Source organism: Actinobacillus minor NM305 (assembly GCF_000175195.1).
Taxonomy (GTDB): domain Bacteria; phylum Pseudomonadota; class Gammaproteobacteria; order Enterobacterales; family Pasteurellaceae; genus Haemophilus_A; species Haemophilus_A minor.
In genome coordinates this window covers 1-14,191 of record NZ_ACQL01000154.1, presented here as the reverse complement: position 1 = coordinate 14,191, position 14,191 = coordinate 1, and the positions used below count along the sequence as shown (strand labels likewise).

Here is a 14,191-nt window from a genome sequence, read left to right as displayed (position 1 = left end):
TGGCACTTTTAAATTCATATAAAATAGGGTTGCAATTCTACGCAAAAAGAAAACAAAGAGCAAGAACGAAATTGAAGAAATTTTAAAAAAGATAGATTTCTGCAGAAAATCCTAAAAATTTGTTTTTGGCAATGATAGAACTGCTCCTACTTCCTGTAAAAATTTTGACGGTTGGCGAAAGTAGGGTAAAATCCCACTAATTTTGGTTCTAGAACAGTAAAAATAAAATGACTCAATTATTAACATTGGAACAAATTCAAGCCCTTGCCGCAGAAGATATGCAAGCGGTAAATGCAGAAATTCTGGCACAACTTAATTCGGAAGTGCCTTTAATTAACCAACTAGGTTTTTACATTATCAGTGGTGGCGGTAAGCGTATTCGCCCTTTGATTACTGTATTGGCTGCACGTGCTTTAGGTTATCAAGGTGCTAAACAAATTACCACCGCAGCCTTTATTGAGTTTGTTCATACCGCAACATTATTACACGATGATGTCGTTGATGAGTCGGATATGCGCCGTGGACGTGAAACGGCAAATGCCGCCTTTGGCAATGCGGCAAGCGTATTAGTTGGGGATTATATTTATACACGTTCTTTCCAAATGATGACATCTGTAGATTCTCTTGAGGTCTTAAAAGTGATGTCTGCGGCAACCAATGCTTTGGCAGAAGGCGAAGTGCAGCAATTAATGAATGTGAATGATCCAAATACTACCGAAGAAAATTATATGCGTGTGATCTATAACAAAACCGCACGTTTATTTGAAGCGGCAACGCAATGTGTGGCGATTGTGGCAAATGCGAGTAAAGAAATTGAAATCGCATTAAAAAATTACGGTTGTTATTTAGGTACAGCTTTCCAACTCGTTGATGATATTTTGGATTATTCGGCTAACGCACAAGCGTTAGGCAAAAATGTTGGCGATGATTTTGTGGAAGGTAAACCAACAATGCCTCTTCTTCACGCAATGCGCCACGGTAATGAAGCACAAGCGAATATGATTCGCCAAGCCATTGAGCAAGGCGGAGATCGTGAGAACATTGATGAAGTATTAGCGATTATGGCTGAACATAAATCTTTGGATTACACAATGTCAAAAGCGAAAGCAGAAGCACAAAAAGCTGTTGATGCACTCGCCATTTTGCCAGAAAGTGAATATAAACAAGCGTTGATCTCATTGGCGTATTTGTCGGTAGATCGCTCTTATTAAACAATTTTGTAGGGACACACTGAGTGTGTCCGCAAAATAAACCATATCCCATTTTTACAACGGACACACGCAGTGTGTCCCTACGTTTTATATATTAACAATGACAGAACACCAACCTCAAGAACACAAAGAAGCGTTACAACAAAAACGCAAATTAACCCGTAAAGGCAAAGATCCAAACGCCCCTTTTGTGCGTGAAAAACTTGAACTGCCAAACGGACACAACAAGCTCTTATTACACTCTTGCTGTGCGCCTTGTTCGGGTGAAGTGATGGAAGCAATCCACGCTTCAGGGATCGAATTTGCGATCTACTTCTACAATCCAAACATTCACCCACTCAAAGAATACTTGCTCCGCAAAGAAGAGAATATTCGCTTTGCCGAAAAACACGGTATTCCGTTTATTGATGTCGATGACGATTATGAAAACGACCGCAAAGAGTGGTTTAAGAAAGCAGAAGGTATGGAGTGGGAGCCAGAGCGTGGCATTCGTTGCACGATGTGCTTTGATATGCGTTTTGAGAAAACCGCCAAATATGCCCACGAAAACGGCTACCCTGTTTTCACGAGCTGTTTAGGGATTTCCCGTTGGAAAGATATGAAACAAATCAATGGTTGCGGACACCGTGCGGCTGCCGCTTATGATGATGTGGTTTATTGGGATTACAACTGGCGTAAAGGTGGCGGTTCACAACGTATGATCGAAATCAGCAAACGCGAGCGTTTTTACCAACAAGAGTATTGCGGTTGCGTTTATTCATTGCGTGACACGAATAAATGGCGTTTAGAAACAGGGCGACAACGTATTGAAATCGGGAAATTATATTATTCACCCGATTAAAAAGTAGGGACACACTGCGTGTGTCCATCATCAAGCAGTTAATTTTCAATAAATTTTTACAAATTTAAAAGAGGAACAAACAATGTCTAAATTTGCAATGGTATTTCCGGGACAAGGTTCACAAGCAGTTGGTATGCTTGCTGATCTTGCACCTGTTTACCCTGTGGTAGAACAAACTTTCAAACAAGCAAGCGATGTGCTTGGTTATGATTTATGGGATTTAGTTCAAAACGGCACGGCAGAAGATTTGGGTAAAACTGAACGCACCCAGCCTGCGTTATTGGCGGCTTCTGTTGCGTTATACCGTATTTGGCAGGAAAAATTCCCTGAGCAAAAACCTGCGGTAATGGCAGGGCACAGCTTGGGCGAATATTCAGCATTAGTTTGTGCTGGCGTGTTGGACTTCCAAGATGCAATCAAATTAGTCGAATTGCGTGGTCAAGCAATGCAAAGTGCTGTGCCAGCTGGTACTGGGGCGATGTTTGCGATTATCGGTTTAGATAACGAAGCGATCATCAAAGCGTGCGAACAAGCGGCAAGTGAAGTGGGCGAAGTGGTTTCAGCGGTAAACTTTAACTCACCAGGTCAAGTGGTGATTGCCGGCACGAAAGCAGCGGCAGAGCGTGCAGGTGAATTATGTAAAGAAGCAGGAGCAAAACGTGCGTTACCATTAGCGGTAAGCGTGCCTTCACACTGTGCATTAATGAAACCAGCGGCAGAAAAATTAGCGGCTGCATTGCAAAATATTTCGTTAAATGCACCGCTTGTTCCGGTAATTAACAACGTGGACGTAGCTGTTGAAACTGATGCGGATAAGATCCGTGATGCGTTGGTGCGTCAGCTTTATAGCCCGGTGCGTTGGACGGAAACCGTCGAAAAAATGGCTCAAGAGGGTGTAACGACCTTATATGAAATTGGTCCAAATAAAGTTTTAACCGGTTTAACGAGCCGTATTGTGAAAGAGTTATCGGCAAAAGCGGTGAATGATGTGGCTTCGTTTGAAGCGGTGGTGTTTTAATTACAACCCCAGACGTAGGGACACACTGCGTGTGTCCGCTATGTCTTTCTACTTAATTTAGACGGACACACGCAGTGTGTCCCTACATTGAAGTTCCATAGGATTAATATATGCAAAATAAAATCGCATTAGTCACGGGAGCAACTCGTGGTATTGGGCGTGCAATCGCAGAAGAATTAGTATTTAAAGGTGCATTCGTGATTGGCACGGCAACGTCAGAAAAAGGGGCGGAGGCAATCTCAGCTTACTTAGGTGATAAAGGCAAGGGCTTAGTGTTAAATGTGGCTGACGCTGAATCTATCGAGCAAGTACTTGCACAAATTAAAGAACAGTTTGGCGACATTGATATTCTCGTCAATAACGCAGGGATCACCCGTGACGGTTTATTGATGCGTATGAAAGAAGATGACTGGTTCGATATTATTCAAACCAACTTAACCTCAATTTACCGTTTATCTAAAGCGGTTTTACGTCCGATGATGAAAAAAGGTGGTCGTATTATCTCTATTGGTTCGGTGGTTGGATCAATGGGTAACCCAGGTCAAACTAACTACTGTGCGGCGAAAGCAGGTTTGGTCGGTTTCTCTAAATCGTTAGCGAAAGAAGTCGCTTCTCGTGGCGTAACCGTAAACGTGGTGGCTCCGGGCTTTATCGCAACGGATATGACGGACGAGCTTACTGAAGATCAAAAAAATGCGATCTTAAGCCAGATCCCGGCAGGTAAACTTGGCTCGGCACAAGATATTGCAAAAGCGGTGGCATTTTTAGCCTCTGATGATGCGGCATATATCAACGGCGAAACCATTCACGTGAATGGCGGTTTATATATGAACTAACCGTTTACAAGCGGTTCATTTTTTACCGAATTTTGCGAGACTTAACGCAAAATTCGGTTTTATTCTTTTTTATTTTTTTATTTATTTGTGTGTGTTATGACTAAAAATACGTTTATTGTCGGCTTTATGCTGTTTGCAATTTTCTTTGGGGCGGGCAACCTGATCTTTCCGCCGAAACTTGCATTTGAAAGTGGTGAGAATTTCTTACCGGCAATTCTAGGCTTTATTACAACAGGTGTAGGCTTACCGCTCTTAGGTATTATTGTTAGTGCGTGTTATGAGGGCGGTTATAAAGCAGCGCTCAATCGCATTCATCCTTGGTTCTCAGTGATTTTCTTGATGGCAATCTATCTTGCTATCGGCCCATTTTTTGCCGGACCTCGTACCGGTGCAACGGCTTATGAAATTTCATTAGTGCCTTTTTTAGGAGAAGCCGATCCGATTTCACAATTTGCTTTTACCTTGATCTATTTTGCTTTAACTCTCTGGTTAAGTTTAAATCCGTCTAAAGCGGTAGATCGTGTAGGGGCAATTTTAACACCGGTACTGATTTTGACGATCATTGCTTTGGTTATCAGAGCCTTCTTTATTCTAGAACCAACCACTGCGGTAGCACCGCCGGAAGATGAACATTCTTGGTTATTTAAAGGCGTTGTGGAAGGCTATTTAACCATGGATGCCCTTGCTTCATTGGCATATTCCGTTATCGTCTTAAATGCAATTAAGTCAAAAGGCGTATCGCCTTCCGCATTAATTAAACAAACAATAATGGCAGGGATTGTTGCAGCGACAGCGTTAGGTGTTATCTATTTCTCATTAGGTTGGATTGGTAACAATATGTCGATTAGCCCGGAAACGCTTGCTCAACTTGCGGAGAAAAATCAGGATCTCGGCACTTATATTTTGAACAGTATTACCGCACAGGCGTTTGGTGAATATGGGCGTATGCTATTGGGGATAATTGTCTCATTAGCTTGTCTCACTACGGCTGTTGGTTTATGTGTTTCAGTCAGTGAGTATTTTAATGAAATCTTCCCGAAAATTTCTTACCGCCACTATGCTATTTTATTCTGCCTTATCAGCCTTATGATTGCGAATTTAGGCTTAAAAGCGGTAATTCAGAAGTCTATTCCTGTATTACTGGTGCTTTATCCTATTGCGATGACGGTCATTTTATTACTGGGTATCAATGCGTTATTCCGTTTACCCTTAGTAGCAAAACGTTTAGCGTTAGCGCTTGTTACCATTATCTCGATTTTATCGGTTGCGAAATTTGATTTTACCCAACAGCTCCCGTTGAAATCCTATTCAATGGAGTGGTTGCCATTTGCTATTATTGGGTTAGTGATTGGATATCTCGTCCATAAAGTGATGAAACGATAAGTATTTTAGCGGTCATTTTTGCAAAATAATATGTAAATTTGACCGCTTTATTTTAGGGAGATAAGTATGCCTGAATTACCAGAAGTTGAGACGAGTTTACGAGGTGTTGAGCCTTATTTGAAAGGCGAAAAAATCAAACAAATTATTTGCCGAACAGAAAAGTTACGTTGGCCCATCCCAACGGCATTAACCGAAATGCAAGGGGCGAAAATTATTGATTTATCTCGTCGAGCGAAGTATTTAATTTTACATACAGAGAAAGGCGATATTTTAGTGCATCTCGGAATGTCCGGCTCTTTGGGGATTTTAAAAGAAAGTGATAACCAACCTGTGGGTAAACATGATCATGTTGATTTGATTACAGAAACCGGCACGATTTTACGTTATAACGATCCTCGTAAATTTGGTGCTTGGTTATGGGCAAAAGAGGCATTAAAGCACGAGTTATTGGCAAAATTAGGCCCTGAACCGCTTTCAAATGAATTCACAAGCGGTCGTTTATGGGAGAAAAGTCGCCAAAAAACCGTTGCCGTTAAAAATTTCATTATGAACAATGAAATTGTGGTTGGAGTTGGTAATATCTATGCCTGTGAGTCTCTCTTTATGGCAGGAATTCACCCAGAACTAGCGGCGCAAAATTTAACTGAAAAGCAGTGTGAACGCTTGGTCAAAGTGATTAAAGAGGTTTTAACAAAATCGATTATCCAAGGTGGCACAACGTTGAAAGACTTTATTCAGCCAGATGGTAAACCAGGTTATTTTGCTCAAGTCTTACAAGTTTATGGAAGGAAAGGGGAAGCGTGTAATGATTGCGGTTCGTTTATTGAAACTAAAATCATTGGGCAGCGAAACACCTATTTTTGTCCACATTGTCAAAAGCTTCCGAGATAATAAAAACGCCTTTGTAAAAAGGCGTTTTTGTCATATCGAATTAATCAATCGGTGGTACATAAGTGCCATTTGCAATGGCATCTTTAATGCGATCTGCTTCGCTTAGCACCTGAGCCAATAACGCTTTAACGTTTTCGAGCGTTGCGATTGGGCTTAACGTGGTCATTTTCAACGATTGTTTCTCTCCCACCCTGGTGACACCAATGTTTGCTTCGCCTCGGGCAAAGAGTTCATCTGCCACATTTTGGTTTAAGGCATCGATAAATTCAGTAGGATAGCCTGCCGGTGCAACACGGAATAATACCGAAGCAAATTGTGCCGGAACAAGCATTTCCAAGCCTTCTGTTTCGTGAATGTATTGTTCCACTTGTTTGGTGAGGTAAACACCGTGGTCGATCATTGAAGCGTATAGCTCTTCGCCTAAGGCTTCCACCGTAAACCACAATTTTAACGCATCAAAACGACGTGTAGTTTGGAGTGATTTTGCCACTAAATTCGGTACGCCGTGTGCTTCATCGTATTCTGAATTTAAATAATCCGCTTTGTAATCAATGAAGCGGTAATTTTGCGGATCTTTCAATAAAAATGCGCCGCAAGAAATTGTTTGGAAGAAATGTTTGTGGAAATCCAACGTAATTGAGTCGGTTAATTCAATGCCGTCTAAAAGATGGCGGAAGTCTTTTGAAAGCAGTAACGCACCGCCCCAAGCTGCATCCACGTGTAACCAAACACCAAATTTGTTGGTAATGGCACGAATGGTTTTTAACGGATCGATGGCACCTGCATCGGTTGTTCCTGCGGTGGCGACCACACAAGCAACCACTTTACCTTCTAAATAAAGTTTGGCTAAAGTCGCTTCTAATGCGTGCGGATCCATCTGGGCATTTTCGTTGCAAGGCACGGTAACCACTGATTGGAAGCCCATTCCCATCATTGCCATATTTTTTTGCACAGAGAAGTGCGCATTTTCAGAGCAAATCACTTTCACTTTCTGCATTGCATCTGCCGGAATGCCATCACGTTGTACCGACCATTCTGAACCGTCCGCATTTTTCCAATGCTTCGCAATGCAAGCATCACGCGCAAGTAGCACACCCATTAGGTTAGATTGTGTACCACCTGAGGTAAATACGCCCGATGTGCCTTCACCGTAGCCGGCTTTTTGGCGTAGCCAGTCAATCAAATGCTCTTCCATAATCGAACCGGCAGGGCTTTGATCCCACGAGTCCATTGATTGGTTAGTGGCATTGATTAACACTTCCGCAATTTGGCTCGCGACCATTGTCGGACAATGTAAGTGCGCTAAAGAGTGGGGGTGATGAACTTTAAGACTTGGATTTAAGAAGATCTCAACTAAATGATCTAAGGATTTTTGTACACCTACGCCCTCTTTAGTCGGTTTAAAACCATCAACCAAGGCACGCATTTGTTTGATTGAACCACCGGTGTACATTTTTTCATTTTTCAGCCAAGAACTGACCGCTTGCACGGCGTTTTGCATCGCGTTTTCGTAGTCTGCAATAGATTGTGGATCGTTACAGAACAGGGATTGTTTGTGTTTTGAAATATCTAACATTGTTTTTCCAATTTATTTGTAGGGGCGAAATATTTTTCGTCCAAAACAATCACGGAATATCAGGGCGAAAAATATTTCGCCCCTACATGATTAATATATTGAAATATAATAAATTTCTATAAAATCAACCGCACTTTGATGATTAACCACGCACCGCTTTTAATGCGTCTGCGACAGATTGTTTGAAGCGTTTAATGAACTCTTCGCATTCTGCTTGGTTGATATTTACTGCACAAAGTACACGAACCACGTTGCCGCCACGTCCGCCACGTTCTAACAATAATTTGTTGTTAAAGCAGGCTTTTTGGATTGCAACTGCTAATTCGCCATCTTGTGGATAAGCACCTGTTGCATCTGCCGGTTTGCGTTCATCCACAATGTCGATACCCATCATTAAGCCTTTACCACGTACGTTACCGATACAAGGGAATTCTTTGCTTAATTCACGTAATGCAGTGGTTAAGTATGCGCCACGTTCTTCCGCATTTTTCGCAAGATTTTCTTCACGCATAATTTTGAGTGAAGCGTAACCTGTTGCCATCGCTAATTGGTTACCACGGAATGTCCCCGTGTGTCCTGCCGGTTGCCACGCATCGAATTCTTTGCGAATAGCTAATACCGCTAACGGTAATGAACCGCCTACTGCTTTTGACATAACCACGATATCCGGTTGAATACCCGCATGTTCAAAGGCAAACATCTTACCGCTACGGCAGAAGCCTGCTTGAACTTCATCAACAATCATTAAAATACCGTGTTTTTGGGTCACTTCACGCACTTTTTGTAAGAATGAAATCGGTGCCGGAACAACACCACCTTCGCCTTGGATTGCTTCTAAGATAACCGCAGCCGGTTTTACTACGCCGCTTTCGACATCTTCAATGAAGTTTTCAAAGTAGCGTTCAACGGCTTTCGCACCCGCTTCGCCACCAATGCCAAACGGGCAACGGTATTCGTGCGGATATGGCATAAATTGTACACCCGGCATTAAGCCTTGCACCGGATTTTTCGCACCTAAGTTACCTGTTAAAGATAACGCACCGTGAGTCATTCCGTGGAAGCCGCCGGAGAAAGCGATCACATTGCCACGTCCGGTATAGGTTTTAGCTAATTTGATTGCCGCTTCGTTAGCATCTGCACCTGAAGGGCCGGTAAATTGAAGAATGTATTGATCTTTAGGGAAGAATGATAAAAGTTCTTCGGTAAAAGCGTCTTTTAATGGCGTGGTTAAATCTAGAGTATGTAACGGTAAGCCACTATCTAAAACGTCTTTGATTGATTGCATTAACACTGGGTGGTTATGACCTAATGCTAATGTTCCTGCACCCGCCAAAAAGTCGAGATATTCATTTCCTTCTACGTCCGTTACCCAACAACCTTGTGCTTTTGCATAAGCAAAAGGAAGTTTGCGCGGATAACTACGCACGTTAGATTCCATTGCATCTTGACGATCTAAGAAATGTTTATTTGAGGCGAGAATTGCTTTTACAGGAGTGTTAATTGTCATTTTAAAAAACCTTCTAAATGAGGTGAAAAAAATAAGTCGGGTGCCTTGCGGGAAGCCTAAGCTTTCTTATCCTGAGAGATAAGATGCCATGGGGCATTTGACTCGCTACTTATTAAAAAAAGCGTTTCAGCTTTTTTGTTTTTACCCTGCTTGTAGATAAGAGCAGGTTGGAAACAGCTCCAAATGAAGGGATCATTTGAAGAGGGCATATTGTACATTTTTTTTGCAAAATTTAAAGTAAATTTTACCGCTTGTGGGAGATTGGTGAGATGTTAAGCTACTATTCAAATTATTGATGGCTAAATAAATGAGTGTAATCGGATTCTTTTTCGCTATTCTATGAATTAAATTGTGATTATAATCAGATTATTGACAATATTGAGTATAATCGTAATTAAAATGACTAAACTCGACATTACCCCACTCAAGAACGTCTTTTTTCGCCTTGAAGAAGGGCTTACTCGTTATCAATCCTACATCACAGATCTGCAAATTCGAGATGGTTTAATTCAACGTTTTGAATTTACTTACGAACTCAGCCACAAAATGCTTAAACGCTATTTAGAAGCCACAGCAGCAAATCCTGAAGAATTTGATACAATGACGTTTCAAGACTTAATCCGCACAGGTAATGAAAAAGGTTTGTTACTTGGCGACTGGACTGATTGGCGACGTTATCGGGATATGCGTTCACGTACTAGCCATACTTATGATGAAGAAACCGCGCTTCAAGTGATAGCAGGTATTCCCGCTTTTTTAGCTGAAGCCGCCTTTCTTGTTCAATCTTTGCAAAAACAGCTAGAAAAATGAGAGCTTTAACCATTACTAACGAAGAACTTGCCATCGTTAAACAGATTTTACAAACCCATATCCCAAATCTTGAAGTTTGGGCATTTGGCTCTCGAGTAAAAGGCAACGCAAAGCCTTATTCCGATTTAGATTTAGCCGTAATAACTAAAGAACCTCTTTCATTACAAACCCACGCTGATTTGGTCGATGCATTCTCGGAATCAGATTTACCTTGGAAAGTTGATATAGTTGATTGGGCGTTGCTAACAGAGAATTTTAAACACGTGGTTCAAAGTCAGTATATGGTCGTGCAATCGAGGAAATAAAAACAAAAAATAAGCGGCAAAATTTCTCCTAATTTTTGTAAAAAGTTGAGAGAATTTTACCGCTTGATTTAAATAATATTATTAAAAGTGATAAACCATATTTAATCCAATTTGTTTACTCTTAATTTTAATATCATTATTTCCTTTTAAAGTAACTTTTTGGTATTCAACACCTAAATCCAATTTTTCGGTTACAGCATATTTTAATCCAGCGCCAAACCCAAATCCAAAGGCAGCAGAATTTTCAAAATCTACTCGCTCAAAACCTGTAGCACTTTCATTAAAATCAAATGAACTTGCATTTACACTTGCTTTAACGTACGGTAGAAAATTCCCCAATACTCTATATCCCAGTATTGCAGAAGCATTTGTTGCAAACCGTTCTTTTGTAATAATTTCGCCTAATTTATTTGTAGTTTTCGTATTAGAGAATGCAAGCTCTCCTTCCAATTGCCCAACAAAATTAGATCCAATATCAAAGCCATAACCTGCGGTAACACCAACGCGAGTACCACGAGAGCCATCTGCGATATATTTGCCTTCATAGGTTTGGTACCCCAATTCAGAATAAGGTACAGAAAATTCTTGTTTTACTGATGTAATAGTTCCACCTAAATATCCACCCGTAAATGTATTAGCAAATGAAGTTGTTGCTAAAAATAGGGATGTTGCTGCAGCCATCATTGAAATTCGTTTCATAAATTTATCCTATATAGAAATTGAGGGAGAATATATCTCCCTCAATTTAGAAAAAGTAATTTTACAGATTAACTGGTACTAATTTTGAACGTTGTTCAGCGGTAAGCATCTCTGTTGAAATAATATGTAACCCCGTTTTTTCGCCACCAAGATCGGCTAGGAAGTACTCAGGCAGTTTATACATTGCACCTGATAATGGATCAACGATTAAATATCCAACTAAACCACCAAATAATAAATTTCCGCCTAAATACCAGCCATCAAGTTTTGTATCTAATTCAAAAGTCTGAGGTTTAGTATTTTTTCCTTTTGGTGTGAATGTGATTTGATATTTTTCGCCTTTAAAATAACCTGCTCCGGCTTCTAAAATCACATTTTGCGGTGTAGTACCTGTCTGAACAATATTACCTGCACGATTTTTAATAACAAAAGATGCACCACTTGGATTTGACTGAATGCTTACATTATATTTACTATCGCTCACAATAGTAGCACAACCTGTTGCCATCACTGCTGTTGCGACTAAAGCAGATAATTTTCCTAATTTTTTCATAGCCTAAGACCTCTAAATATGTGAAAATAACATCAGTTACATTACGCAAACGCTTGCGTAAGCGGTAAGAATTTTAGGTAAATTTACAAATTGAAAACAGCAACAGATTGAGCAATTTGCCACCGAATTTCGGCAAACTCTGCTCAATTAGGCTAAATGGAAGAAAGCAAAAATGGGAATGCACGACAAAATTCGTATAATGAGAGAATTACATCAATGGTCTCAAGAAGAAATGGCAGAGAAAATGGCAATGTCGCCAAGTGGCTATGCGAAAATTGAACGTGGTGAAACCAAATTGCAATATGATAAATTGGTGCAAATTGCTCAGATTTTTAACCTTAGTGTTGCAGATTTAATTGAATCTGATAAAGGTGTAGTTTTCTGTATGAATGATAATAGTGACTATATTTATACCAGTTACAACGGCAATAATGAAAGCCTACAATTTGAAATTGAAAAACTAAAATTACAACTTACCCATAAAGATGAATTATTAACGCAGAAAGAAAAAGAGTTAGAAGGGTTACGTAAAATTATTCAGTTGCTAGAAAAACATTAAAATAGATGGCTCATTTGAGCCGTTTTTATTTAAACCTAAAAAATTTTTCAGGTAAACATAAAGGCATAATGAACAAAAAAACCCGAGCAATGCTCGGGTTTCAAATTTTAAACTAAAATTATTTGATTTTAGCTTCTTTATAAACAACGTGTTTACGCACAACTGGATCAAATTTTTTGATTTCCATTTTTTCTGGCATATTACGTTTGTTTTTTGTTGTTGTGTAGAAGTGACCAGTTTCAGCAGTTGAAACTAATTTGATTTTCTCACGATTACCTTTAGCTGCCATTGGTTAGCTCCTTAGATTTTTTCGCCACGAGCACGGATTTCAGCTAATACTGCATCGATGCCTTTTTTATCAATAATACGCATACCTTTCGCTGTTAAGCGTAAAGTTACGAAACGATTTTCACTTTCTACCCAGAAACGGTGAGTGTGAAGGTTAGGTAAAAAACGACGACGAGTCGCGTTTAATGCGTGTGAGCGGTTGTTACCAACTGCTGGACGCTTGCCGGTTACTTGGCAAACTCTTGACATTTTAATTCTCCAATTACTTAAGTAAGTTTTATATGGTTCGGGCGATGAGTACTAGTACTGACTCAACACAGCTTACTCACTACCTCGTCAGGTATAAACCCGACCAAAGACTATATTAAAGGTCGCTGATTATACTCGTATTTAAATCTTTATTCAAGTGTTGAATGTAAGAAGAATAAAACTTTAAGTGGTCAAGTTTTATTAACACCTAAATTGAGATTAAATACAGAAAAATTGCGTAAAAATACATTCTAGCTTCCCGAAAGGCGTAAATTTCTTGTACAATAAAAAGAATTTTACTTTATAAAAAGTGCATAAGTATTCTATCTCAAAGGATCTATAAGAAGATGGCAAAAAAATTATTGGTAATGGCTGGCGGAACGGGTGGGCACGTTTTTCCTGCGATTGCTGTAGCAAGAGAATTACAACAACAAGGTTGGGAGATCCGTTGGTTAGGAACAAAAGATCGAATGGAAGCGGATCTTGTGCCAAAGCACGGCATTCCGATTGAGTTTATTCAAATTTCAGGATTAAAGGGCAAGGGGATTAAAGCGTTACTTACTGCCCCTTTTGCGATCTTAAGAGCAGTGCTTCAAGCGAAAAAAATTATTAAAGCGTATAAGCCTGATGCCGTGCTTGGAATGGGTGGTTATGTATCAGGGCCTGGCGGTATTGCGGCAAAATTATGTGGTGTGCCTGTGATTTTGCACGAACAAAATGCGGTGGCAGGTTTAACTAATGTATGGCTTTCTAAAATTGCTCGCCGTACTTTACAAGCCTTTCCAACAGCGTTTCCAAATGCGGAAGTAGTGGGAAATCCTGTTCGCCAAGATCTGTTTGAAATTGCACCGCCTGAACAACGTTTTGCCGAAAAAGGCTATCCGATCAACATCTTAGTGATGGGCGGAAGTCAGGGAGCATTGGTGATCAATAAAACCGTGCCGGAAGTAGCGAAGGTTTTAGGACAAAACGTATTTATTAGTCATCAAGTTGGCAAAGGCAAATTAGCCGGCGTGGAAGAAGTTTATCAAGCCACAGGCAATGGCACGGCGAGCGAATTTATTGACGATATGAAAGCCGCTTATGAATGGGCGGATTTGGTGATTTGCCGTTCTGGTGCTTTAACTGTATGTGAAATTGCTGCGGCAGGATTACCTGCGATTTTTGTGCCGTTTCAACATAAAGATCGCCAACAATTTTTAAATGCAGAGTACCTTGCACAAGCAGGTGCAGCAGTGATTATTGAACAGCAGGATTTTACCCCTGAAAGTTTATTAAAAGCATTAGAGCCGTTAATTGCCGACCGTCAAAAACTGACGGAAATGGCAATAAAAGCAAGAGCGAAAGCCACACCATTAGCCGCAAAACGTGTGGCGGAAGTGATTGTGGAAAATAGTTTGTAATATTTACTCTTGTAAAAACGTAATTAAATTTGATTGTAGGGGCGGGGTTTATCCCCGCCCGA

Annotated in this window: 16 protein-coding genes; 10 read left to right on the top strand and 6 right to left on the bottom strand. The window is 40.4% G+C overall.

Annotated features, from left to right (window positions below; genetic code table 11):
• Positions 1 to 227 precede the first annotated feature (227 nt).
• The 6 genes from ispB to mutM all read left to right on the top strand — a co-directional run bounded on the left by ispB (position 228) and on the right by mutM (position 6,180).
• The gene (gene ispB, locus AM305_RS10725) at positions 228 to 1,211 is read left to right on the top strand and encodes an octaprenyl diphosphate synthase (protein WP_005825979.1); all 984 of its coding nucleotides are present in this window, start codon (positions 228 to 230) and stop codon (positions 1,209 to 1,211) included.
• 100 nt (positions 1,212 to 1,311) lie between these two features.
• On the top strand, positions 1,312 to 2,052 hold the full coding sequence (locus AM305_RS10720; protein WP_005825978.1) for an epoxyqueuosine reductase QueH: 741 nt from the start codon (positions 1,312 to 1,314) through the stop codon (positions 2,050 to 2,052).
• An 82-nt stretch (positions 2,053 to 2,134) separates the two neighbouring features.
• Complete coding sequence (fabD, locus tag AM305_RS10715) at positions 2,135 to 3,070, top strand: ACP S-malonyltransferase (RefSeq protein WP_005825976.1); 936 nt, start codon at positions 2,135 to 2,137, stop codon at positions 3,068 to 3,070.
• Positions 3,071 to 3,180: 110 nt separating this feature from the next.
• Complete coding sequence (gene fabG / locus AM305_RS10710) at positions 3,181 to 3,906, top strand: 3-oxoacyl-ACP reductase FabG (protein ID WP_005825974.1); 726 nt, start codon at positions 3,181 to 3,183, stop codon at positions 3,904 to 3,906.
• Between the two features lie 96 nt (positions 3,907 to 4,002).
• Positions 4,003 to 5,289, top strand: a complete 1,287-nt coding sequence (gene brnQ / locus AM305_RS10705) for a branched-chain amino acid transport system II carrier protein (RefSeq protein WP_005825972.1) — start codon at positions 4,003 to 4,005, stop codon at positions 5,287 to 5,289.
• A 66-nt stretch (positions 5,290 to 5,355) separates the two neighbouring features.
• Positions 5,356 to 6,180, top strand: a complete 825-nt coding sequence (mutM, locus tag AM305_RS10700) for a bifunctional DNA-formamidopyrimidine glycosylase/DNA-(apurinic or apyrimidinic site) lyase (protein ID WP_005825969.1) — start codon at positions 5,356 to 5,358, stop codon at positions 6,178 to 6,180.
• Positions 6,181 to 6,220: 40 nt separating this feature from the next.
• Here the strand turns inward: mutM and ddc are convergent, their stop codons facing one another.
• The gene (gene ddc / locus AM305_RS10695) at positions 6,221 to 7,756 is read right to left on the bottom strand and encodes an L-2,4-diaminobutyrate decarboxylase (protein WP_005825967.1); all 1,536 of its coding nucleotides are present in this window, start codon (positions 7,754 to 7,756) and stop codon (positions 6,221 to 6,223) included.
• Between the two features lie 142 nt (positions 7,757 to 7,898).
• On the bottom strand, positions 7,899 to 9,263 hold the full coding sequence (locus AM305_RS10690) for a diaminobutyrate--2-oxoglutarate transaminase (protein ID WP_005825965.1): 1,365 nt from the start codon (positions 9,261 to 9,263) through the stop codon (positions 7,899 to 7,901).
• A gap of 399 nt (positions 9,264 to 9,662) precedes the next feature.
• On the opposite strand from AM305_RS10690, the gene AM305_RS10685 reads away from it, so the two are divergent.
• Together AM305_RS10685 and AM305_RS10680 are read left to right on the top strand one after the other, a co-directional pair.
• Positions 9,663 to 10,073, top strand: coding sequence for a nucleotidyltransferase substrate binding protein (locus AM305_RS10685; RefSeq protein WP_005825964.1), 411 nt, complete (start codon positions 9,663 to 9,665; stop codon positions 10,071 to 10,073).
• Positions 10,070 to 10,378, top strand: a complete 309-nt coding sequence (locus tag AM305_RS10680) for a nucleotidyltransferase family protein (RefSeq protein ID WP_005825962.1) — start codon at positions 10,070 to 10,072, stop codon at positions 10,376 to 10,378. The genes AM305_RS10685 and AM305_RS10680 overlap by 4 nt, the downstream gene beginning before the upstream one ends.
• 81 nt (positions 10,379 to 10,459) lie before the next feature.
• Here AM305_RS10680 and AM305_RS10675 read toward each other — a convergent pair whose 3' ends face one another.
• Positions 10,460 to 11,077, bottom strand: a complete 618-nt coding sequence (locus AM305_RS10675) for an outer membrane protein (protein WP_005825960.1) — start codon at positions 11,075 to 11,077, stop codon at positions 10,460 to 10,462.
• A 61-nt stretch (positions 11,078 to 11,138) separates the two neighbouring features.
• Positions 11,139 to 11,630, bottom strand: a complete 492-nt coding sequence (locus tag AM305_RS10670; RefSeq protein ID WP_005825958.1) for a hypothetical protein — start codon at positions 11,628 to 11,630, stop codon at positions 11,139 to 11,141.
• 172 nt (positions 11,631 to 11,802) lie between these two features.
• Between AM305_RS10670 and AM305_RS10665 the strand changes: the two genes are divergently transcribed.
• Positions 11,803 to 12,189 carry a helix-turn-helix domain-containing protein gene (locus tag AM305_RS10665; RefSeq protein WP_005825956.1) on the top strand — a complete coding sequence of 129 codons (387 nt, stop codon included), beginning with the start codon at positions 11,803 to 11,805 and terminating at the stop codon, positions 12,187 to 12,189.
• Between the two features lie 118 nt (positions 12,190 to 12,307).
• Here the strand turns inward: AM305_RS10665 and rpmG are convergent, their stop codons facing one another.
• Entirely contained in the window at positions 12,308 to 12,478 is a 171-nt protein-coding gene (rpmG, locus tag AM305_RS10660; protein WP_005624479.1) for a 50S ribosomal protein L33, read from the bottom strand.
• Between the two features lie 11 nt (positions 12,479 to 12,489).
• Positions 12,490 to 12,726, bottom strand: a complete 237-nt coding sequence (gene rpmB / locus AM305_RS10655; RefSeq protein WP_005599762.1) for a 50S ribosomal protein L28 — start codon at positions 12,724 to 12,726, stop codon at positions 12,490 to 12,492.
• A 347-nt stretch (positions 12,727 to 13,073) separates the two neighbouring features.
• Here rpmB and murG point away from each other — a divergent pair, with 347 nt between their 5' ends.
• Entirely contained in the window at positions 13,074 to 14,129 is a 1,056-nt protein-coding gene (gene murG / locus AM305_RS10650) for an undecaprenyldiphospho-muramoylpentapeptide beta-N-acetylglucosaminyltransferase (protein ID WP_005825954.1), read from the top strand.
• The last annotated feature ends 62 nt before the right edge of the window (positions 14,130 to 14,191 follow it).

Bases quoted from the DNA above. Each gene is read 5' to 3' on its own strand.
- ispB (WP_005825979.1), top strand. From the start codon at position 228: ATGACTCAATTATTAACATTGGAACAAATTCAAGCCCTTGCCGCAGAA.
- AM305_RS10720 (WP_005825978.1), top strand. From the start codon at position 1,312: ATGACAGAACACCAACCTCAAGAACACAAAGAAGCGTTACAACAAAAA.
- fabD (WP_005825976.1), top strand. From the start codon at position 2,135: ATGTCTAAATTTGCAATGGTATTTCCGGGACAAGGTTCACAAGCAGTT.
- fabG (WP_005825974.1), top strand. From the start codon at position 3,181: ATGCAAAATAAAATCGCATTAGTCACGGGAGCAACTCGTGGTATTGGG.
- brnQ (WP_005825972.1), top strand. From the start codon at position 4,003: ATGACTAAAAATACGTTTATTGTCGGCTTTATGCTGTTTGCAATTTTC.
- mutM (WP_005825969.1), top strand. From the start codon at position 5,356: ATGCCTGAATTACCAGAAGTTGAGACGAGTTTACGAGGTGTTGAGCCT.
- ddc (WP_005825967.1), bottom strand. From the start codon at position 7,756: ATGTTAGATATTTCAAAACACAAACAATCCCTGTTCTGTAACGATCCA.
- AM305_RS10690 (WP_005825965.1), bottom strand. From the start codon at position 9,263: ATGACAATTAACACTCCTGTAAAAGCAATTCTCGCCTCAAATAAACAT.
- AM305_RS10685 (WP_005825964.1), top strand. From the start codon at position 9,663: ATGACTAAACTCGACATTACCCCACTCAAGAACGTCTTTTTTCGCCTT.
- AM305_RS10680 (WP_005825962.1), top strand. From the start codon at position 10,070: ATGAGAGCTTTAACCATTACTAACGAAGAACTTGCCATCGTTAAACAG.
- AM305_RS10675 (WP_005825960.1), bottom strand. From the start codon at position 11,077: ATGAAACGAATTTCAATGATGGCTGCAGCAACATCCCTATTTTTAGCA.
- AM305_RS10670 (WP_005825958.1), bottom strand. From the start codon at position 11,630: ATGAAAAAATTAGGAAAATTATCTGCTTTAGTCGCAACAGCAGTGATG.
- AM305_RS10665 (WP_005825956.1), top strand. From the start codon at position 11,803: ATGGGAATGCACGACAAAATTCGTATAATGAGAGAATTACATCAATGG.
- rpmG (WP_005624479.1), bottom strand. From the start codon at position 12,478: ATGGCAGCTAAAGGTAATCGTGAGAAAATCAAATTAGTTTCAACTGCT.
- rpmB (WP_005599762.1), bottom strand. From the start codon at position 12,726: ATGTCAAGAGTTTGCCAAGTAACCGGCAAGCGTCCAGCAGTTGGTAAC.
- murG (WP_005825954.1), top strand. From the start codon at position 13,074: ATGGCAAAAAAATTATTGGTAATGGCTGGCGGAACGGGTGGGCACGTT.